The sequence below is a fragment of the Mesorhizobium sp. RSR565B genome (assembly GCF_054719465.1).
Window position 1 is genome coordinate 3,935,692 of sequence record NZ_JBTTIE010000001.1, and the last position, 19,543, is coordinate 3,955,234.

At 56.9% G+C, this 19,543-nt stretch carries 19 protein-coding genes and 1 pseudogene; 18 read left to right on the forward strand and 2 right to left on the reverse strand.

The window, feature by feature from the left end:
• Positions 1–44: 44 nt before the first annotated feature.
• Positions 45–1,028 (forward strand): hypothetical protein, encoded by a 984-nt coding sequence (locus tag ACYG9R_RS19170; RefSeq protein WP_023734946.1) that lies wholly within the window; start codon positions 45–47, stop codon positions 1,026–1,028.
• A gap of 579 nt (positions 1,029–1,607) precedes the next feature.
• On the opposite strand, the gene ACYG9R_RS19175 is transcribed toward ACYG9R_RS19170, so the two are convergent.
• Positions 1,608–2,513 carry an ImmA/IrrE family metallo-endopeptidase gene (locus tag ACYG9R_RS19175; RefSeq protein WP_023734945.1) on the reverse strand — a complete coding sequence of 302 codons (906 nt, stop codon included), beginning with the start codon at positions 2,511–2,513 and terminating at the stop codon, positions 1,608–1,610.
• Positions 2,510–2,833, reverse strand: coding sequence for a helix-turn-helix domain-containing protein (locus ACYG9R_RS19180; protein ID WP_023734944.1), 324 nt, complete (start codon positions 2,831–2,833; stop codon positions 2,510–2,512). The genes ACYG9R_RS19175 and ACYG9R_RS19180 overlap by 4 nt, the downstream gene beginning before the upstream one ends.
• Positions 2,834–2,962: 129 nt before the next feature.
• Here ACYG9R_RS19180 and ACYG9R_RS19185 point away from each other — a divergent pair, with 129 nt between their 5' ends.
• The 17 genes and pseudogenes from ACYG9R_RS19185 (at position 2,963) to ACYG9R_RS19265 (ending at position 19,542) form a co-directional block, all read left to right on the forward strand.
• Positions 2,963–3,202, forward strand: coding sequence for a DUF2188 domain-containing protein (locus tag ACYG9R_RS19185; RefSeq protein WP_023734943.1), 240 nt, complete (start codon positions 2,963–2,965; stop codon positions 3,200–3,202).
• Positions 3,203–3,264: 62 nt separating this feature from the next.
• A complete protein-coding gene (locus ACYG9R_RS19190) occupies positions 3,265–4,179 on the forward strand; it encodes an AAA family ATPase (RefSeq protein WP_023734942.1) in 915 nt (304 codons plus the stop codon).
• The gene (locus ACYG9R_RS19195; protein WP_023734941.1) at positions 4,176–4,655 is read left to right on the forward strand and encodes a hypothetical protein; all 480 of its coding nucleotides are present in this window, start codon (positions 4,176–4,178) and stop codon (positions 4,653–4,655) included. Before ACYG9R_RS19190 ends, ACYG9R_RS19195 begins: the two co-directional genes overlap by 4 nt.
• On the forward strand, positions 4,652–5,152 hold the full coding sequence (locus ACYG9R_RS19200; protein ID WP_023734940.1) for a hypothetical protein: 501 nt from the start codon (positions 4,652–4,654) through the stop codon (positions 5,150–5,152). Before ACYG9R_RS19195 ends, ACYG9R_RS19200 begins: the two co-directional genes overlap by 4 nt.
• Positions 5,152–6,051 (forward strand): CBASS oligonucleotide cyclase, encoded by a 900-nt coding sequence (locus ACYG9R_RS19205; protein ID WP_023734939.1) that lies wholly within the window; start codon positions 5,152–5,154, stop codon positions 6,049–6,051. The genes ACYG9R_RS19200 and ACYG9R_RS19205 overlap by 1 nt, the downstream gene beginning before the upstream one ends.
• 12 nt (positions 6,052–6,063) lie before the next feature.
• Entirely contained in the window at positions 6,064–7,581 is a 1,518-nt protein-coding gene (locus ACYG9R_RS19210; RefSeq protein WP_023734938.1) for an SAVED domain-containing protein, read from the forward strand.
• A 102-nt stretch (positions 7,582–7,683) separates the two neighbouring features.
• A complete protein-coding gene (locus ACYG9R_RS19215) occupies positions 7,684–7,884 on the forward strand; it encodes a type II toxin-antitoxin system Phd/YefM family antitoxin (protein WP_023734937.1) in 201 nt (66 codons plus the stop codon).
• A 26-nt stretch (positions 7,885–7,910) separates the two neighbouring features.
• Positions 7,911–10,274: an EcoAI/FtnUII family type I restriction enzme subunit R gene (hsdR, locus tag ACYG9R_RS19220; protein ID WP_023734936.1), complete on the forward strand. Its 2,364-nt coding sequence runs from the start codon at positions 7,911–7,913 to the stop codon at positions 10,272–10,274.
• A complete protein-coding gene (locus ACYG9R_RS19225) occupies positions 10,261–12,423 on the forward strand; it encodes an N-6 DNA methylase (protein WP_023734935.1) in 2,163 nt (720 codons plus the stop codon). The genes hsdR and ACYG9R_RS19225 overlap by 14 nt, the downstream gene beginning before the upstream one ends.
• Before the next feature lie 161 nt (positions 12,424–12,584).
• Positions 12,585–13,448, forward strand: coding sequence for a RusA family crossover junction endodeoxyribonuclease (locus ACYG9R_RS19230; protein WP_023734934.1), 864 nt, complete (start codon positions 12,585–12,587; stop codon positions 13,446–13,448).
• Positions 13,449–13,504: 56 nt separating this feature from the next.
• Positions 13,505–14,047 carry a hypothetical protein gene (locus tag ACYG9R_RS19235; protein WP_155923340.1) on the forward strand — a complete coding sequence of 181 codons (543 nt, stop codon included), beginning with the start codon at positions 13,505–13,507 and terminating at the stop codon, positions 14,045–14,047.
• A gap of 261 nt (positions 14,048–14,308) precedes the next feature.
• Positions 14,309–14,521, forward strand: coding sequence for a helix-turn-helix transcriptional regulator (locus tag ACYG9R_RS19240; RefSeq protein ID WP_081726958.1), 213 nt, complete (start codon positions 14,309–14,311; stop codon positions 14,519–14,521).
• On the forward strand, positions 14,511–14,684 hold the full coding sequence (locus ACYG9R_RS19245; protein WP_023825069.1) for a hypothetical protein: 174 nt from the start codon (positions 14,511–14,513) through the stop codon (positions 14,682–14,684). Before ACYG9R_RS19240 ends, ACYG9R_RS19245 begins: the two co-directional genes overlap by 11 nt.
• Positions 14,685–14,996: 312 nt before the next feature.
• On the forward strand, positions 14,997–15,719 hold the full coding sequence (locus tag ACYG9R_RS19250; RefSeq protein WP_023825068.1) for a hypothetical protein: 723 nt from the start codon (positions 14,997–14,999) through the stop codon (positions 15,717–15,719).
• Between the two features lie 219 nt (positions 15,720–15,938).
• Complete coding sequence (locus tag ACYG9R_RS19255; protein ID WP_031199909.1) at positions 15,939–16,517, forward strand: hypothetical protein; 579 nt, start codon at positions 15,939–15,941, stop codon at positions 16,515–16,517.
• Between the two features lie 298 nt (positions 16,518–16,815).
• Positions 16,816–16,923: pseudogene (locus ACYG9R_RS19260) on the forward strand (SAM domain-containing protein); the annotation flags it as partial.
• A gap of 189 nt (positions 16,924–17,112) precedes the next feature.
• A complete protein-coding gene (locus ACYG9R_RS19265) occupies positions 17,113–19,542 on the forward strand; it encodes an AAA family ATPase (RefSeq protein ID WP_245260144.1) in 2,430 nt (809 codons plus the stop codon).
• Position 19,543 lies beyond the last annotated feature (1 nt).

Genomic DNA, 19,543 nt, shown 5'->3' on the forward strand with positions numbered 1-19,543 from the left:
TAAAGTCTGAGTGCCAGAATGCTAAGGAACGCCGGAGGTTAAGCATGAAATTCACAAAAAAAATTCAAGATCTAGATAGCGTTGTCCGAGATCTCGTCGAAAATAGACATCCTGGTTTCAAAAAAATTTACAATGCGATTGCAGATGAATTAGATTTGGATGAAATCGATGCGGAAGCAGCGGATCTTGCAATCCGCAATGAGGCGTTATCGCCAACGAGTAAAATCACTACGTTATCTGAAGAGCAGCGCAAGCTCCTCGATGAGGCTCTCGACTTAAAAGACGATTTTCGTGAAAAACCTGAAGCTGAACTGCGATTTACGCTATCAGAAAGTCGAGCCAGTTCTTCACCGTCCAGGGATCTAGATGACCAGTGGCTTTTCTTCAACAAGGCGATGTGTGTGGCGGATTTTTTCAAGTGGAGCAAAATGGCGACGTGGTCTGCAGAAGAGGCAGCCTCATTGTGTTTAGGAAAGCCGCCCGAGGACGTCAATGCAACATCCCTCTTACCATTTGTTGGAAGGTCCGCGTTTGTCCAAAGGTATAATGGGCTGCGAACGTTGATCGAGCGTGCTGTACAGGCCGGGCATCTCGGAACCGGCCTTCCCGCGTCGAACCCCATCGATCCAGAGCGCTTCATAGCCTGGGCAAGGCAAATGGAAATAGAGTTGCCACCGGAGATGATTAAAGCAGTCTCTTCTAGCCGCAAAGCGATGGAGGAGCGCGAAGCATCGCTAGCTCAGCTGAAAAGCGAGCGTGATGAACTTGTAAAACGGGTTGAGGAGCTCCAAGCGAAAGATGACGAAAAGGAGTTGGGAAAAGTAGAGCGGAATAAATTGCTTACAATGATAGCGGGTATGTCTCGTAGATATAATTACGAGCCATCGAAAATTAGAAGCAATGTTGCGGCGAGGATAGAGACTGATGTCAAGCTTGCTGGGCTGGAATTATCTCCAGAAACAATTCTGAAAAGGCTGCGACAGGCTGAAGCGTTGCGGGCAAAAATATCGGACGCTAAAAACAGCTAAATCGATTGTATTGCATGATGTGTCTAAACCGGGTCTTAAGCAAAGGCTTATCTGCTTGGCTTCAGCTTAGCTCGTCGGAGCATGGGGTACTGTGTACTTCCGGCTTAGAAAACGTTTGCGCCTCTTACCAGTGGTGGAGCCGACACCGGCGTATTCCAGAAAGATCGATATCGCTACCATAATACAATTGAACTTCTACAGTTGTCGCGACACGGCGAGATCACTCGGCTTTGCGTCATAGAGAGGCACCAATACCCAGACTTCCAAGCTGGCTATGAGGGTTCGATTCCCTTCACCCGCTCCAGTTTCTAAATCGATGGGTTAGAACCACATTTATTCGTTTTGGTGACGATTTTCGAGGGTTTTTAGAAATTAGAACCCTCTGAAACCCGCAGAAATCCGCCATTGTCTGAATCGGTCTTTTTCGGTCTGTGGCTCGTTTGTGGCTCGTTTCCAGCGTCTGATGGCGACGGCTTGTGGCGCTTGTGGCAATCCACCTGAGGCAAAAATGCCGCCACGGATGGGCGGTCGGCCAGGATTTTTGAAGGCGAGATAACTCAACGAAGCAAGCGTTCGAGTTCACCACTCCCGACGCCGCGCGGGCGGTGACATTTTGTCGTAGCTGTCGAGGTCTTCCTCCGGATCAGGATCGAGCGAGGAAAAGGGACGGGCATCTTCCAGCAGCAAAAGCGAGACGACAAAGTCGTACTGCTCGGCGAAGATCGTCATCTCGCGAGCCGACTCCCGCAACCAAACCCCGGCATCGTGGTCCACGCCCGTCCGGCCGTCGACCAGGAGGTTTTGCTTCGCGGCAAGCGACGATGCTGGAATCTCGATGGGGCCGGCACTGGTCTTGAAATACGCTCGAGTTTTGAGGGCGGGTGTACTAGACCGGGCCCACAGAATGTAGCCGTCCCGTGAGACAACGAGTATCGCGCGCTTGCTGGTGTAGTGGAGCCAACGCAGCACCGCTGCGATCAACGATACCCGGTAACGGTCGGCACAGTGGGCAATCATGTCGAGATCGACCTTCGTCCGTTCGGGAATCTGGCGCCTGAAGTCATCCAGTGGCATTAGGAAGTTCGCGGCGAAAACATTTGCCTGGTGCTCAAGCTGGCCATATTCCGAATCCCATGCGACTTGCTGCTGGCTGCAATAGAAGCCGTCAGGGTAGGCAACGCGGTGCAGCAGGTAATGGCCGAATTCGTGCGCCAGCGTGAAATTGATGCGGCCCAGCGATGCCATTGAATTGTTGTAGATGATTCCCCAGCCCTTCTTGCCGGCCGGAGCCTTGAACAGCGCGCCATCAAACTTTGGAAGAATGTCGCCCTCGACGCTGATAATGGGGTCGTCGGCCCACTTCTTGGCCGAGTATTCCTTCGCGATCATTGGAATATCGATCGGGAATCGCTCGCCGCCCAGCGCCGCATTCAGCAGATGGGTTATTTCAAAAGCCCATCGCTCTGCGGTGAACGGGGCGGTCATTCATCATCACCCATCAGGTCGACCATCCGGCGAATCTTGTCTTTGATGCCGGGGTCCATGTTCTGGTACTTGCGGAAGAAGGCTGTGTCCTTCGCGTCCTCAACCTGCACATTCGAGGTGAGATCGAGCAGGTAGTCGGTTGTGACGTCGAGGGCTGCCGCGATCTTCGCAACCTTGTCCGCAGAAGGGCGGGGCGGGTCCTTGTTCTCCAATTCCCAAACGTAGCTTTTGCTAGAGTCGGCCAGCTCGGCAAGCCGGTCCAGCGTAAATCCCTTCGCCTTGCGAAGCGTTCTGATCTTTTCGCCAAGCGGCGTTGTCATTTCACTTCTCCCTGTAAAATCAATGTTCAGAGTAGCAGTACAAGGAGTGCTTGACAACAGGTACCTAGCCCGGTAGGCTGTTCGGAGTAGACATACTTGAAATTCTCTTATTTCAAAAGGAGCCTAGATATGGTGTCGAAACGTGGTCAAGAGACGCATCATGTGGTAACAAACCCTAATGGGGGCTGGGATGTCAAGCGGGGCGGCAGCGCGCGCGCCAGCGGGCATTTCGACACCAAACAGGCGGCAGTCGACTACGGACGGGAGGTCAGCCGCAACCAGCATACCGAATTGCGCATCCACAACCAGGATGGGCGGATCGGCCAGAGCGACAGCCACGGCCGAGACAAGTTTCCGCCTCGCGGATAGACGGCCGCGCCATCTCGGCGCGGCCTCTTCAAGTTCGGCAACCGCCGACGAAAGTGAAAACGATGAAGCATTCGACAGCCTATGCCGAAGAACTCCCCAAGGGCATCCAGCGCAGCCGCGCACTTCCTGACGAAACCTTGGGCGCCCTTTGGGATTCGATCATTCTGGATGCGCAGCTGAAAGGGCAGCTTCTGTTCCAGGCGGTTCTGAATTTCACGATGCGCGGCAAGGTCGATCGCAGCGTCATTCCGCTTCACGGCGTCATCCTCCTGGTAGGCAAGCCGGGCACGGGCAAGACGTCGCTGGCGCGCGGGCTCGCGCACCGGACAGCCAAAGCATTTCCTGGCGGCGGGTTCCGCCTTCTTGAAGTCGAGCCGCACACGCTGACCAGTTCCGCGATGGGCAAGACTCAGCGGGCGGTGTCCGATCTCTTTTCGCAGTCCATTGCGGAAGCAGCAATGCGCGGACCGACAATCGTCCTGCTCGACGAGGTCGAAACCCTAGCGGCCGACCGCTCGAGGATGAGCCTCGAAGCCAACCCCGTCGACATCCACCGCGCAACCGACGCCGTGCTCGTCCAACTCGATCTTCTCGCCGAGCGGTTCCCGAATCTGCTCTTTGTTGCGACCAGCAATTTTCCGCAGGCCGTCGACAGTGCATTCACATCGCGTTGCGACCTAGTTTTGCAGGTGCCGATGCCAGACCAAGAGGCGTGTGGGCGCATTCTCACCGATTGTCTGACCGGCCTCAGCCGCACTTACCCTGCCATCGGCAAATTGGTGTCCCCCGCAGCGATTGACCGGTGCGCGGCGGAATGCGTCGGCCTGGACGGGCGGGCCATCCGCAAGATGGTGGCCAACGCCCTTGCCAGCAGCCCCGACACTGCAATGGACCCGTCGCTTCTGAAAATGGACGCGATCGTGAAGGCGGCACGCGCCGCGAAGGAAAATCGGGGCGAGGGAGGGATGGGCAAATGAGCAGCGTCGTCCGTCGCACCTTCTGCAGCACGCCTCAGCGCGACGCCATGGAGACGTGGACCGCGATCGTTGACCTTCTCACACAGGGCAAGTCTGGAACGGCACGGACCGAGCTGTTGGCGGTCGGTGGAATCGCCGCCAGCCTGATCGCCGATCAGGGCCCGAAGGACGCCGCCATCGTCACGACCTGCGATGGTCCGCGCACGAGGATTTACTGCCTCTACGACGATGACGCTATCGACGGATCGGACGCGAACGAGGACTCGCTCGGCTTCGATCCTCTGACGGGCGACTGGCAGGTGTCGCTGCCCTGCCAGCGGGACGATCTGACCTGGGTACAGGCTGCCCTCAAGAAACACAGTAGCCGGGTGGTTGCGCGCGACGTGGCGGAAGCGATCACGCCTGCCAACAGCGACGGCAATGCGGAAGCGGCGCAGACAATGACCCTCGACCCGAAGGGATTTCTCGGATCATGACCAGCGTTTCAGTAAACACCTACACCCATTCGGTCACCTACGTGGCCGACAACATCCTGAAGAGCTTCAAGGACATCATTCGGCTCAGCGGGCTCGATCCGTCAAACCTGGTGAATAGCTGGGAGAGCAAGATGCGCGCGCTTAAGACCTGGCTCGGTACCGGGGATCTCGAATCTGTCGTTCTCGAGATTTTCAACCCGAAGACCGGCGGGTTGATCACGCGCTGGGACATCGATGTCGTCTACAACTGGTCGTCGGGCAATGGCAGTTTCTGGACCGACACGGAACAGCTGAAATACCACATTCGCAAAGCCGGCATCGCCCCGTCCGATGCCAGCTATGAGATTCTGCTGCACACAAAGCCGAACCGTCCCGACGTCGATGGCTGGAGCAAAGGCGCGTACCGGTCGACCGACGGCATGGTGCGGCAGAGCCTGGGTTCGACGGTCGAACATAACGGTCTTGGCGGCAACACAGCATATTGGAGGAAGAACTGATGCTCACGGTCGATGAGGCATTCCGCAAGTTCAAGAGTCGGCTGGAGCTCAACGACAGGGAGCAGAAGAACGCATCCGCAAGGCAAACGGACGTGCGCGACTACCTCTTCGGCAAGTTCGCGGTTGCAGACAGTTTTCTGACCGGCTCCTACAAGCGCCATACCAAGACCAAGCCCCTTAAGGACATCGACATTTTCTTCGTTCTGAAGGACGCGGAGCGGCATTACCGCGACAAGGCACCGACAGCGGTGATCGACGATTTTGCGAAGGCGCTCGTCGACAAGTATGGGGAGAAGGCTGTGCGAAAGCAAAGCCGGTCCGTCAATGTCGATTTCGGCGTCGTCGTCGATGCCGACGACAATACGGACTATCGCATCCTGAGCGTGGACGTCGTTCCGGCGTTCGTCGCCGGCGACAACTACGAAATTCCCGATACCCATACCGGCAAGTGGATAAAGACCAATCCGAAAATTCATGCTGAGAAGGCGACCGCTGCCCACCAGGCTTTCTCCAACGAATGGAAGGGGCTAGTGCGCATGGTCAAATACTGGAACAACAACACGCGGCACCGCGAGAAGCCGATCAAACCGTCCTTCCTGATCGAGGTGATGGCGCTCCAATGCTTGTATGGCGACTGGCAGGGTCGCTTCGACTACGAGCTGCAAGGCTTCTTCTCCACGCTTGCAGACCGTATTTTCGACGAATGGCCCGATCCCGCTGGATTAGGCCCGGCTATTAGCAATGGGATGGACCAGACCCGGAAGCAACGTGCTCGCGACCTGCTAATGGCCGCAAGCCGCGAAGCCTCGGTGGCTATCGATCATGGCCGCAATGGCCGGAACGGTGATGCGTTGAAGGCTTGGCGCGCACTGTTCGGTGCGAAGTTTCCGCTGTCATGAAGGAGAGTAGCGATGGCTGAAGCAGTCACCGCCCGGTGGCATGGGGACAACTATCAGGCCCGCATTTTCTGGGAGAATGCGTTCAATCTGCTTATGCCAAGTTCATGTGTGGTCGAAGTGACCTTCGAGGCGAATGGGCCAAAGGCTTTCGACGACATCGTCGTGAAATACGACCCTCCCGTCGTCAGGTCAGGCAGCGAACGCGTGCCGGCCGACTATCACCAGGTGAAGTGGCACGTTGAAACCGGCGGCCGTTTTGGCTTCGAGGACTTCACCGATCCCGAGTTTATCGGCGCGAAGTCGACTTCGTTGCTTGAGCGCTTGAGGGACGCCCGTCTGGTCGCACCGCCAGGTTCCCACTTTACGTTTCTGACGACCTACCGCGTCAAGGACGATGATCCTCTGGCTAGGCTAATCTCTGGCAATGATCGTACCCTGCTTGTTGAGAAATTGTTCGAAGGCACCACCGACAAGAGCAAGTTGGGCAAGGTCCGTAAGCGCTGGCGTGAACATCTCAAGCTCGGCACTGATGAGGAATTGAAGGCTGTCGTTCGCGGTCTGCGCATCATCGACGGTCACCGATCGCTGGAGGAGCTACGCGCACAGATAAACTACAAGGCTACGGTGGTCGGCGTTCTGGCCTGTAATGAAGCGGAGTCCGACTTTCGGTACGATGAGCTTGCCCGCCAGCTGAAGGTCCGACAACTGAGTGCTTTGACGCGCGAAAGCCTGCTGCAGCTTTGCCGTGACGAGAACCTGTGGGTCGGCAGAGTAGCCGAAGACGACAAGTTTCTAACCGTTGCGATCCGCAGCTTTCTTGGACCTGCGGCCGATATCGCCGGTGCGGCGTCCGAACACACCTTGCTTCTGACGGACGAATTTCGTCAGCGCTACCTGCAAGACGGCTATCACTGGCAGCGGGACATCCGGCCCAAGGTTGAAGGCTTTCTGCGCGACGCGGTGAAGCTATCTCCGCGCCTTCGCCTGATCATGGACGCGCATGCGTCCATCGCATTCCTGGCAGGGACGGTTCTCGACACAAAATCTGCCGTTCAAACCGAGCTCGTTCAGAAAGGCCGAGTGGGCGCGCGCGTCTGGCGAGCAGATGACGATACCGCCAACAAGGGTGCGCGTTTCGAAGTATCCGAGGAACGGCTTGGAGAGGGGCGAGAGATCGCCGTCGTCGTCAGTGTGGCACAGCCGGCGCTGCCGCAGGCACGCGCCTACGTGAATGCAAACCTGCCGACGGTAGGCCAACTGATCTCATTCTCGATGCCGGGGGGGCCGGGCCAGCAGAGCGTGGCCGGCGGCGCCCATGCCGCCGCTCTGGCGGAGCAGATCGCGCACCATCTTCGTGCTATCAAAACCGGCGATCCTGACGTGATCGTTCACATCTTCCCGGCATGCCCGAACACCATGCTCTTTTATCTCGGCCAGAATCATCAGGGCATCGCGCCGTGCATCGTGTACGAGTTCGATTTCGACCGGTTGGGCAACAAGACCTACCATCCGTCTGTCGTGATGGAATAGCGCCGATCTCCTTCATTGTCTTACGGAAAATCGATCCGCTTAACCCTTGCGAGTTGTGGCTGAAATAGCCATTATGGACCGACTTGCGCGGGGCCTCATTCGATGAAAATCATGTCTGCGAAGGACGCGAAAAACGCGTTCGGGCTCTTGCTCGACACCGCGCGTGCCGAGCCCGTAACGGTTGAGAAGCACGGCCGGGCTGTAGTCGTTGTGATGAGCGTGGAGGAGTTTGATCGGCTCAATCGTGCCCAGGCCGATGATGGTAGATCGAAAGGACAGCGGCAGCAGGCCGTTAAACGATAGGCCTTCTGAAGGGGCGAAGGCATATGATGACCAATGAAGCCGATACTTGCCGAAAATATGTCGTTCCGCGGTTGCAGGCCGCGGGCTGGGACAATGATCCGCATTCGATAGCCGAACAGCGGTCGATAACGGACGGTCGCGTTATTCCCGTGGGAAAGGGTTTCGTGCGAAAACCGCCCAAACGGGTAGACTATTTGCTGCGTCACAACCGTGATTTCCCACTTGCGGTTGTCGAAGCCAAGGCAGGGTACAAGACCGCGGCCGATGCCGTGCAACAGGCACGCAGCTATGCCGAAATGCTCGGGCTAAAGTTTGCTTACGCTACGAACGGGTCCGATGTCATCGAAATTGATTACTTTACTGGACAGGAAAACCGTGTCTCGACGTTCGCGACCCCCGATGAATTGTGGGTGCGCTATCAAGCAGGGTCAGGCATCACGAACCAGGCGCAGGCGGCACAACTTCTAGCTCCCTACAATCATGTCGGCGGGAAGACACCACGCTACTACCAGCAGATCGCGATCAACCGCACGATCGAAGCCATCCTTGGTGAAAGGAAGCGTATCCTCCTTACGATGGCGACGGGCACGGGGAAGACGATGGTCGCCTTTCAGATTTGCTGGAAGTTGTGGTCGACCCGTTGGAACTGCAGCGGCGCGCATCGCAAGCCACGCATTCTTTTTCTAGCGGATCGAAACATCCTAATCGATGATCCCAAGGACAAAACGTTCGCGCCGTTCGGCGATGCACGTCACAAAATTGAATCTGGAGAAGTCGTTTACAGCCGAGAAATGTATTTCGCAATCTACCAGGCCCTTGCGGAGGACGAGCGGCGCGAAGGCCTTTTCAGAGATTACCCCCCCGATTTTTTTGATCTCATTATCGTCGATGAATGCCATCGAGGCAGCGCGCGCAGTGACAGTTCATGGCGGGGCATCCTCGAACACTTCAAGCCAGCCTACCAGCTCGGCATGACCGCTACACCGCTGCGCGACGATAACCGCGATACGTATCTGTATTTCGGGAATCCCATCTACGAGTACAGCCTGCGGCAGGGTATCGATGACGGTTTCCTTGCCCCCTACCGGGTACATAGGGTGGTGACGGCTTGGGATGCAGCCGGTTGGCGTCCTAGCAAGGACGAGCTTGACCGCTATGGCCGGGCAATTCCGGATGACGAGTACCAAACAAGGGACTTTGAGCGTGTTGTCGCCTTGCGGGCGCGTACTCTAGCGATCGCACGGCATCTGACCGACTTCCTGAAAAAGACCGACCGGTTTGCAAAGACGATCGTGTTCTGTGTGGACCAGGAACACGCCTCGGAAATGCGCGAGGCCCTCGTCAATTTGAACTCCGATCTAGTTGCTCAATATCCTGACTATGTCGCCCGCGTAACCGCAGACGAGGGTGCTATCGGCCGCGGCCATCTCTCGCGTTTCCAGGATGTCGACAAGAAAACGCCCGCCATCCTGACTTCATCGCAATTGCTGACCACCGGAGTCGATGCCCCCACGTGTAAAAACGTCGTCCTGTCACGCATCGTGGGTTCGATGAGCGAATTTAAGCAGATCATCGGGCGTGGAACACGCCTGCGCGACGACTACGGCAAGCTGTGGTTCAATATCGTCGACTATACCGGAACTGCAACCCGGATGTTTGCCGACCCGACGTTCGACGGCGATCCAACCCGGATCACCGAAGAGGAGATCGGCGAGAACGGCGAAACAACGTCCACAACGGAAGTCGAGACTGGAGGGGAAGATGCGGGAGGGGGTGAAGCCGGGCCTGTCATTATCGAGCCGCCCACCGGTGAGCCGCGCAAGTTCTATTTCGATGGCGGTCAAGTTGAAGTTGTTGCCCACCTTGTTCATGAACTAGACCCCAACGGAAAACAGCTGCGCGTGCTTAAATACACGGAGTACGCTGCGGAGAGTGTTCGTTCGATCGCCCCCTCGTCAGTAGACCTCCGTGAACGCTGGGCCGACGCTGAAAAACGTGCTGAGATCATTGAAGCGCTGGCCGAGCGCGGAATCGATTTTGGTGAACTGATCGAGCAAGTGGGTCAGCCAGAGGCCGACCCGTTCGATTTGCTATGTCACCTTGCATTTAATGCCCCTTTGCGGACCCGGCGGGAGCGGGCGCAGCGTCTGAAGTCCGAACGAAAGGATTTCTTCGATCGCTATTCACCCGAGGCGAAAGAGATACTCGACGAACTCCTCGAGAAGTACGCAGAACATGGCGACGCGCAATTTCTGCTGCCGGACGTTCTTCGGGTCCCGCCCATTTCAACCCACGGCCAACCTGCGGAGATAATCAGGCTATTCGGCGGTCCCGAAGAGCTTCGGCAGGCCGTAAACGACTTACAGGGATTCCTTTATGGCTCAGCCTAAGAAAACGTCCGGCATAGAAGCTGGCTCGACCATCACGTCGGCACAGGTGCTTGGTAGTGTGCTTAAGACGGCGCGTGACATCATGCGCAAAGATAAAGGGCTGAATGGCGATCTCGACCGACTGCCCCTACTTACCTGGATCATGTTTCTCAAGTTTGTTGACGACTTGGAGCTGCAGAGAGAGGAGGAAGCCCGCCTTGGTGGGCCCAAATTCCGCCCTGCAATCGAGGCGCCGTATCGCTGGCGCGACTGGGCGTCTAATAGCCAAGGCGTTACCGGCGAAGAATTGCTGGCGTTCATTAACAGTGACGCGACTGTGCGCCCTGATGGCACAAAGGGTCCAGGTCTGTTCGCCTACCTTCGGTCATTGTCGAGTTCGAACGGAGATAGCCGACGCGATGTGATAGCCACTGTCTTCAGAGGCGTAGATAACCGTATGAAAAGCGGCTACCTGCTTCGCGATGTGATCAACAAGGTAGCGACAATTCACTTCACTTCTTCTGAGGAATTGCACACGCTGGGGTCATTATATGAGACAATGCTGCGTGACATGCGCGATGCGGCTGGCGACTCCGGCGAATTCTACACTCCGCGTCCTGTCGTACGTTTCATGGTGGAGGTGACGGACCCGCGGCTTGGCGAGACTGTCCTTGACCCCGCGAGCGGCACCGGCGGCTTTCTGGTGGAATCTTTTCGCTACCTCGAAGAGCAAGTTAAGACAGTCGCGGACCGCAAGACTCTCCAAACCGGGAGTCTCTTTGGGTGTGAGCCGAAGTCGCTTCCATACCTTCTTTGTCAAATGAACCTGCTGTTGCATGGGCTCGATGCTCCCCAGATCGATCCGGACAATGCGCTACGTGCCAAGCTATCAGAGATGGGCCAAAGGGACCGTGTCGATGTGATCCTCACAAATCCGCCATTTGGCGGCGAGGAGGAAAGAGGCATTCAAGGCAACTTCCCTGACGATCGGCGGACCTCGGAAACGACCCTACTTTTTTTGCAGTTGATCATGCGGAAGCTAAAGCGCAGCGCGTCGACCGCTGCCAGCCCCGCGAGAGCTGCGGTGGTCGTGCCGAACGGTACACTGTATGAATCAGGTGTCGCACAAAAACTCCGCGAAGACCTTCTAACGGATTTCAACCTTCACACAGTATTACGCCTTCCTAAGGGTGTATTTGAACCTTATACCGACATCGCGACGAATATTCTGTTTTTTGACACTGGTCGTTCTACAAACGAGGTGTGGTTTTACGAACATCCCTTGCCAGAGCACAGAGCTCATCTGAAAGGGAAGAAATATTCAGCCACCGATGGACTGACTTGGGAGGAATTCAAGCCAACATTGGAATGGTGGCCGAACAGAGTAGAGAACGACGCCGCCTGGAAACTTACTTTCGAGGAGATTGAGAAGCAGGACTTTGATCTGGCCCAAGTGCACCCCCGACATAAGTCGGTGTCTTTCGCGGATCCGGCCGGGATCGTGGACGAGGTAAAGATTCTGATGGAGCGCTCCAATTCCATCATTCGGACGATAGAAGCAGAGCTTTTATCCCTTTCTCGGTTGAGCGCCCCAAACGTTCCTCTGGGAGATATAATATCGAAGCGTAGAGAGACAGTCAGGATTGCTGACGAGGAGTACTATACGCGTCCGACTGTGCAGATGCACTTTCGTGGTGCGAAGATACGGGATCGTGTCCAAGGAGCAGTCATCGGGACAAAGAATCAATTCACGATTTACGCCAATGATCTGATCCTTTCACGCATTGATGCACGCAATGGTGCCATGGCGATTGTGCCAACAGCACTCGATGGCGGCATAGCCACGAACGATTTTCCAGTCTTTGAGATCGATACGAGTCGCGTTGACCCGCAGTACCTAAGGTTCGCGCTATTTCAGCCCGAAATGCTACGCATCTATGAGAATCTAAGCCGAGGCTCTACGAATCGGCGACGGATCGCCGTCGACGAGTTCTTAAGGCTGCAGATACCGCTTCCAGAAGGATTGGATGAGCAAGAGGCTGTCGCGAAATTGTTGATGCGCTCCGAGCTAAACATCGAGAACTTGTCGGAGCATCTCGGCGGAACGATTGAGGAGATTCGATCTCTCATTAGTGCTTCGCTTTTCCATGTGTTTGCCGCGAAGTCGTGACGGACCGACATGGTTTTGTCTAGTCGCCTTACGGGGCACCTTTCCTCGCTTTCTTCACGTGCACAAGGAATTTCTCTGGGGATTTGCGTGGGCAGTTTGACTGGTCGCTTCTCAGTGTGCCTGAAGCATCACACCGTTCGTGCATCCGTCGAGGCGTCCCGATGATCGAAGAGCCATATTCCGACGAGCCTATCTTTGTCGAACGCAGAGGGGCAGATGCGGGCCTCAATCCCATGTTCGGAGAGTGGCAGAAGACGTTCAACTTCGCGCCTGTACCATACGGGGATGGCGGGGCCAGATTGCGGGCATTCCACGAGGCCATTGCCACCGAGCTCACGAACAAGTGGATATATTCCCACGAGGTCCAGCTCGATATTACGCTGAACCTTGATGTCCAGACTGTTCTAGAAACATCGGATACGGCTGATCTCGACAACTACGCAAAGGCCATTCTCGACGGGCTCAAAGGCCCACGCGGCATTATGTTCGACGATACACAAGTGCAGGCGCTCGCGATCTCTTGGCTGGACGGCTACGGCGATCCTAGCTTCAAGGTGTCTGCGAGAAGTTCGCCCGACGATTTCGTGCTTAAGCCGGCTGAATTTTATGAAATGCCGGACGGGCTTTGGTACCCTCATGGTCGCATCGTCTGGAGCAATGGCGGCGAAGAGCCCCTTCCTGACAAAAGCCATTTCATAGGTCTGTCGATTATCGAACTCATGAGTTCGGTGAAGACGCGCGCTCGCGCCGAAATGCGCAATGCCGGCGCCGACCGTCTGCGCGCCTATCAACGCGGGAAGTATCTGTCATCAATGGCGCGGGGTTACCCGCGCGGACGGATTGCTGACAGCGGCTTCACTTTGCAGCCAAGGCGCGAATGGCAAGAGGCTAGGCGTATTTGGAGAGAGGCGAATCCCGGTGAGATCGACGACATAGAGCACGCTCTTTCGGAACTCCGAAAAAGCTACGACACGATGATAGAGGTGCTTGCCGGCCGCCTCCCAGCAGACGACAGGGGCCGATGAATCACCAGCCCGGATTCTCGCCCAGAGCCTTCCTACGAAGCCGGAAAGCGGCCCTCGTGCATTTTTCGACCGTCATGGCCGGGCGCTTGGATCTTACCTTTCCGAACGACTTACGGCAGGCGAAGACGATGAAGGGAGTGCCCCTGTCGTTCTCAACCATTTTGGCAGGTGACACGAATCCACACATGGCCGGTCGTGGCGGTGCGGAAGGCAGTGTCGGGCTGCTCGTTGATATCGGGCCTGATACAGTTATCAACTCCGTTTCGCCAGACGACAGCGGGAGCAATGTGGACGGCTCGCTTGGTCTCGATCCCAGTGATGAAAACTGTAAAAACAGCATCGACAATCGTCTCACCAGCAACGAATGGCATGTGAAGGATTACGTGCCAGTCGGCATATTCCTCCTAGCGCCGATTGTCGTTCGTGAAGTCCATGAGATTGGCGGTGCCTTGACGCCTATTGAAGTGAAAATCGGCCTTGAAACGATCTTGATGCATTTTCCCGGCGAGCGGGTTTTCAGTGCCAACGAGCGACATTCCTTGAGTGGGATCGTGTTGCCAGCCAATGGCAAGCTGTCGGCTATGACGACATGTTGCTAAAGTCATGGGAAATTATATAGCATAAACAAACGAGTTCTCAGTTTCATCCTGTCGGGCGCCCCGCCCAACGATCTTAGCCAATCTCGTATTGCGGCGCCCGAGAGGCTATCAACGGTAATGAGTTCCCATTTTCGCACACTCGCGGCGCTAAGCCGAATTGTTTGGCGCTAAGCCGAATTCGTCTTAGCGGTTTTCCGATCGTCCTCAGCTCGCTCAATCTCCGCTAACACCGGCGTCTTTCCTCTTAAGGAGTTGTCGCCGATGCCCCAGAATACCCTACTGCCCGCGACTGGCTTTGTCCGGCTCGCATCCATCCTCGCGCCTCAAGGCCCGATCCCTGTTTCTCGTTCGACTTGGTGGGCCGGCGTCCGCGCCGGCAAATTCCCGCCGTCGATGAAGCTCGGCCCGCGTACCACCGTCTGGCGGGTCGAAGACATTCGCGCGCTTATAGAAGGAGGCGTCGATGACCGCTGACAGCATCGATGCCGACGGCGCTTATTTGGGCTGCGCCGAAATAACGTCCCAGCCGGGCTTCGAAGCCGTCATTGCAGCGCGCCGCAACGCAGCGCGCCGCAGCCTGCACGAGACCATCTTGGCCCAGGTTACCGGCCAAGACGCGGTGGACAGCATCAACTAGGCCTAGGTTGGACGAGCTCTGGGCCGATAAAGCCATTTCATGTTCGAAGTTGGCGGCACGCTCGAAAACGCAAGCGGGAGGCCGAATCCTCTGACTCAGTGCCGCACGCAGAAGTAAGTGCAGAGAGAGAGCCGTGAACTGCGCTAGCAATCGCATTCGGCATCAACGAACCATGTCCATAACATGAGCACAGCGTCAACCGACCGTTGGCGAACCTTAAACGAAGGATACGTAATGCCTGACCAAACACATCACGACCAAGGCGACTTGGCGCCTTGGATTGCCGACAGACCTAGGAGCCTCCTTACGAGTGTGACCACCATCGATTCTGTCAACATTGCACAAAATGGTCAGTTCGTTGGAGACTGGATCCTACGTAAGGACTTCGATCCGGTCGCTGAAGCGGAGAAGGGCCAGCAAGCCTGGGATCTCATTCAAGACGGGATGGAGATCCAAAACCAGAGCTGGCTTCAAAATCAGTATGAAATTTTCCTCAAAATGGAGAACAACCGGGCAGAACACTACCAGCGATTTATCAATCACCCCTTCTTCGAGTTGTATCGCAAGAAGCGCCCGAAGTTGGACGACGAGCCGCTTGATGTCATGCGCCATGTCCTGCGCTTTGGCTTCCAGGCCTTCGAGACCAGAAGCGGGCTTTATCGAGCGGCCCGGCGCTACGCAGCGCTCCTGTGTGGGCATTATAACGACGGACGTCCGGCGGACGAAGTCGCAGCTCGGCTTAACAAAAAGTCGCGCAAGTACAGGCTGCTGACCTTGATGGAGCCTAAGAAGCCCAGGAAGGAGGACAGGTCGGTCAGCTCGGAGGTGCCAGCCACTTTGCGTATGCCCAAGCCGGAGCGGACGAAGCACAGCAAGCCCACTGTGCGGGTGCTGTTCAAAAGCGAAACGCTCGTCGAGCGGATCAAGGCGCTGCCGGTTGGCGGATGTTTCATTGTGGCCGTCGAACGCCGCAAGGGAAAGTTTATTGCTCGTTCAACAAAGCTGTTTCCGGAGGCTGCCGCTGACAACACTTAACGAAACCACGAGGGTGCAGGGCAAGAGACGGCGCCGCAGAAGTCGTACCTCGTCCATGTCGGTGTAATTGTTCTACACCCGCAGATACTAATTTCCCAGCAGTAAAATAGATGGGTGGCTAGCAGCGACGGATCGCCTCGCTCGTTCCGCAGCCCATCAATCAAAACAGCTCAGACCGGCCGAGGGACATCCTCGCCGGTAGTTGGAAGGTATTGCCAAATGAGACCCAATGACCATCACCACCACGACAACCGCAAAGCTGTTCACCAAATGATCAGTGGCTATTCGCAATGGGTAGAGGAGAAATTTTGCAACGGGCATCGCGTCTACCTAGTGACGATGCAATTTTCTCACTTACAAGGTGGGCATCGCGCAAAGTACGACCAGATGTTGCGCGATGCCGAGCGGGTCTACAAGTTTTTGATCATGCGGGTAGTGCGGAACTGTAAACGCATCACAGACCCCGATTTGCTGCCGTTCTGGATCTTGGTGCCGGACTTTCCTGTCGCCAAGTACGCCAAAATGAGCCTCGCGGCCGTCACTGTAAACGATGGCCTTCATCTCCATGCCATCATCGTGATGCCGAAAATCTGCCGGTTCAGCAAACGGCTTAGCCGCCACTTCAGGCTCAACCAGATGGCTTATGTGGTTGCCGACAAGCCGCTTTGTCGGTTGCATGCAAAACGCATCAAGACTGATCCCGGGTATGTGGTTGGATACGCGCTCAAGTCGATCAAATCGGGCCGCAGCAGCGTCGATGACATTGTCATCTTCCCGAGGTCACGCGGCGAGCGCTAGGCACGGCAGGATCGTTCCAGGGAGATCAACGATGACCCATGCAACTTCTATTCGCGCAAATATCACCGATTGAACCACAAATATGTCGCCCGAACGTCGTACCGCACCCTGATGTCCGCTATGCGCCCAATGTCCGCCGTTGATGTCTACTTGGTCGTTCCCCGAAAGCAGACGCTCGGGTCAGGCGGCATGATGTCCGGGTTTGACCCGTAACTGCCGTTCCCTGTTCCCGAGGGTATGACGACTCCCCTTCCAATTTGCGATATGGTTCCAGACAGCACCCTTAGGGGAGAAGGACGTGGACATCCCGGGATGGCTAAGTAGCCTTGGACTGGAGCGATACGCTCCGGCCTTTCGCGACAATGACATTGAACCCGAGATGCTTCCTCAGCTAACGGCGGAGGATCTGATAGCACTCGGGGTCACATCGGTCGGTCATCGGCGCCGGTTGCTTACCGCTGTGGCTTCCTTCGGAGACACGTCCAGCCCTTTGCCGATCAAAGCATCCTCGCGTGACCGCGGAAGCTCGCCGGCAAGGCCGCCCGAGCAGGGTGACGCACGGCCACCGCACGCCGAACGGCGCCAGTTAACAGTCATGTTCGTGGACCTCGTCGGCTCGACCGAGTTGTCGCAGCGCCTCGACCCTGAGGACATGCGGGAGGTCATTCGCGCTTATCAGATCGCAGTGTCAGGAGAGATCACCCACTACGAAGGGCGAGTCGCCAAGCTCATGGGTGATGGGGTGCTGGCTTATTTCGGTTGGCCGCAGGCGCACGAAGACGATGCCGAACGAGCGGTTCGCTCGGGCATGGCCGCCGCTGCAGCAACAGCCCGACTTACAGCGCCGGGAGGCCAACCGCTGGCTGCCCGCATTGGCATCGCGACGGGACTGGTCGTTGTCGGTGATCTCGTTGGCGAAGGATCAGCACAGGAAGAGGCCGTTGTAGGCGACACGCCTAACCTGGCTGCGAGGCTGCAAGCGCTCGCCGAGCAGGGCAGCGTTGTTGTAGCTGACGGCACGCAACGACTGGTGGCCGGTCTATTCGATATGGTCGATCTCGGCCACCGGGAGCTCAAGGGTTTCGCAAAGCCGTTCCGCAGCTGGCGCATTGTCGGCGAGACGGCGGCAGAGAGTCGTTTCGAGGCGCGGCAGGACATTGTGACGCCGATTGTTGGGCGGGACCAGGAACTCGAGTTTTTGGTTGACCAGTGGCACCGGGCCTGTGCCGGGGATGGCCGAGTGGTGCTGCTGTCTGGAGAGCCGGGTATTGGCAAGTCCCGGATTATCGCGGCGATGGTCGATCGATTGAGCGCCGGGCCCCCTGCGCGACTACGCTATTTTTGCTCGCCCTATCATATCAACAGCGCGCTTCACCCCGTGGCCGCGCAGGTCGAGCGGGCGGCTGGACTGGATCGCAACGACAGCACCGACACCAAGCTCGACAAGCTGGAGGCCCTGCTCCGCGGGATCGTTCCGGACGTGGTGGAAGCAATTCCGCTGTTGGCGACACTGCTGTCGATCGACACGACCGGCCGATACTCGTCGACCAGGCTGCCACCGTCAGCCCAAAAGGCCCGTACTTTGGCCGCCCTCGTCCAACAAATTGAATCGCTGGCCGCGCGCGAGCCCATCATCGTCCTTGTCGAGGATGCGCACTGGATCGATCCGACAACCGGCGAGTGGCTGGATATGCTGATTGAACGCCTGCGGAACATGCGGGCACTCCTGATTGTAACCTTTCGACCTGAGTTTCAGCCGCGTTGGATTCAGTTTTCGCATGTAACCGCGCTCTCGCTCGATCGCCTCGGACTCGGTCAAGGAGCAGCGATCATGGATCGCGTGGCGGGTGGAAAGACGTTGCCGCCGGAGGTAGCCAGCCAGATCTTGGCCAAAACCGAAGGCGTTCCGTTGTTCGTTGAAGAGCTGACCAAGACCGTGCTCGAATCCGGTCTCCTTATCGACGCGGGCGACCACTACGTGCTCTCAGGTCCTCTGCTTCCTTTTGCCATTCCGTCGACCCTTCAGGATTCTTTGATGTCTCGCCTCGACCGACTGGGTGCGGTCAAGGAGGTAGCTCAAATCGGCGCTTGCATTGGCCGCGTCTTCCATCATCGGTTGCTGGCAGCCGTGATGGGTGCCAACGAAGTCCATTTACAAGAGGTGATGCCGCAGTTGGAAGAATCCGAGCTCGTTTTTCGGCGAGGCGTTCCTCCAGAGTCGACCTATACGTTCAAGCATGCGCTCGTGCGGGATGCAGCCTATCAGAGCCTGCTGAAAAGCCGTCGGCAACAAATCCATGCCAAGATCGCCTCGACGCTGGAGGCGCAATTCCAGAATATTGTCGGGGCAGAGCCCGAGACACTGGCCCACCATTATACGGTGGCCGGCGTAAATGATCTGGCTGTCGCCTATTGGCTGAAGGCAGGGCAACTCGCGCTGAAGCGATCTGCCAATCTCGAGGCAGCGTCCCACCTCCGGAAAGGGCTAGAGCTGGTTGGATCATTGCCCGGATCTGAGGAGCGCCTTAGGCGGGAGCTTTCCCTGGAGAGCGCGACCGGCACCGCAATGATTGCGGCCAAGGGCTGGGGGGCTCCAGAAGTCCTTCAAGCCTTTTCGAATGCGCGAAGGCTCGCCGACACGCTGAACGACAAGCCTCAAATATTCGCTGCGATGCGCGGGGAGAGCTCGTATCAGACCATTTCAGGCAACCTACGAGCGGCCGAGGCCCTGGGCCACCAATGCCAAACTCTAGGTTTGGAGCTTGCGCAAGCTTCCGATGATTCAGGGTACATCCTCGAAGCACATCACCAACTTTGGGGGATCTACTATTACCTCGGCGACTACGGCGCGAGCGAACGTCATGCAAGCCATGGCCTGGCCACTTATGATTATGAGGACATCATCACCTTGCCTGGGGCTATGCCGGACACGACCCGGGCGTATGCTGTAGGGCGTTTTCTGCACAGATGCTCTTCATGCGCGGCCATTCGGTCCAGGCTCTCGCACGCTCACGCGATGCAATAGC

Bases quoted from the DNA above. Each gene is read 5' to 3' on its own strand.
- ACYG9R_RS19170 (WP_023734946.1), top strand. From the start codon at position 45: ATGAAATTCACAAAAAAAATTCAAGATCTAGATAGCGTTGTCCGAGAT.
- ACYG9R_RS19175 (WP_023734945.1), bottom strand. From the start codon at position 2,513: ATGACCGCCCCGTTCACCGCAGAGCGATGGGCTTTTGAAATAACCCAT.
- ACYG9R_RS19180 (WP_023734944.1), bottom strand. From the start codon at position 2,833: ATGACAACGCCGCTTGGCGAAAAGATCAGAACGCTTCGCAAGGCGAAG.
- ACYG9R_RS19185 (WP_023734943.1), top strand. From the start codon at position 2,963: ATGGTGTCGAAACGTGGTCAAGAGACGCATCATGTGGTAACAAACCCT.
- ACYG9R_RS19190 (WP_023734942.1), top strand. From the start codon at position 3,265: ATGAAGCATTCGACAGCCTATGCCGAAGAACTCCCCAAGGGCATCCAG.
- ACYG9R_RS19195 (WP_023734941.1), top strand. From the start codon at position 4,176: ATGAGCAGCGTCGTCCGTCGCACCTTCTGCAGCACGCCTCAGCGCGAC.
- ACYG9R_RS19200 (WP_023734940.1), top strand. From the start codon at position 4,652: ATGACCAGCGTTTCAGTAAACACCTACACCCATTCGGTCACCTACGTG.
- ACYG9R_RS19205 (WP_023734939.1), top strand. From the start codon at position 5,152: ATGCTCACGGTCGATGAGGCATTCCGCAAGTTCAAGAGTCGGCTGGAG.
- ACYG9R_RS19210 (WP_023734938.1), top strand. From the start codon at position 6,064: ATGGCTGAAGCAGTCACCGCCCGGTGGCATGGGGACAACTATCAGGCC.
- ACYG9R_RS19215 (WP_023734937.1), top strand. From the start codon at position 7,684: ATGAAAATCATGTCTGCGAAGGACGCGAAAAACGCGTTCGGGCTCTTG.
- hsdR (WP_023734936.1), top strand. From the start codon at position 7,911: ATGACCAATGAAGCCGATACTTGCCGAAAATATGTCGTTCCGCGGTTG.
- ACYG9R_RS19225 (WP_023734935.1), top strand. From the start codon at position 10,261: ATGGCTCAGCCTAAGAAAACGTCCGGCATAGAAGCTGGCTCGACCATC.
- ACYG9R_RS19230 (WP_023734934.1), top strand. From the start codon at position 12,585: ATGATCGAAGAGCCATATTCCGACGAGCCTATCTTTGTCGAACGCAGA.
- ACYG9R_RS19240 (WP_081726958.1), top strand. From the start codon at position 14,309: ATGCCCCAGAATACCCTACTGCCCGCGACTGGCTTTGTCCGGCTCGCA.
- ACYG9R_RS19245 (WP_023825069.1), top strand. From the start codon at position 14,511: ATGACCGCTGACAGCATCGATGCCGACGGCGCTTATTTGGGCTGCGCC.
- ACYG9R_RS19255 (WP_031199909.1), top strand. From the start codon at position 15,939: ATGAGACCCAATGACCATCACCACCACGACAACCGCAAAGCTGTTCAC.
- ACYG9R_RS19265 (WP_245260144.1), top strand. From the start codon at position 17,113: ATGTTCGTGGACCTCGTCGGCTCGACCGAGTTGTCGCAGCGCCTCGAC.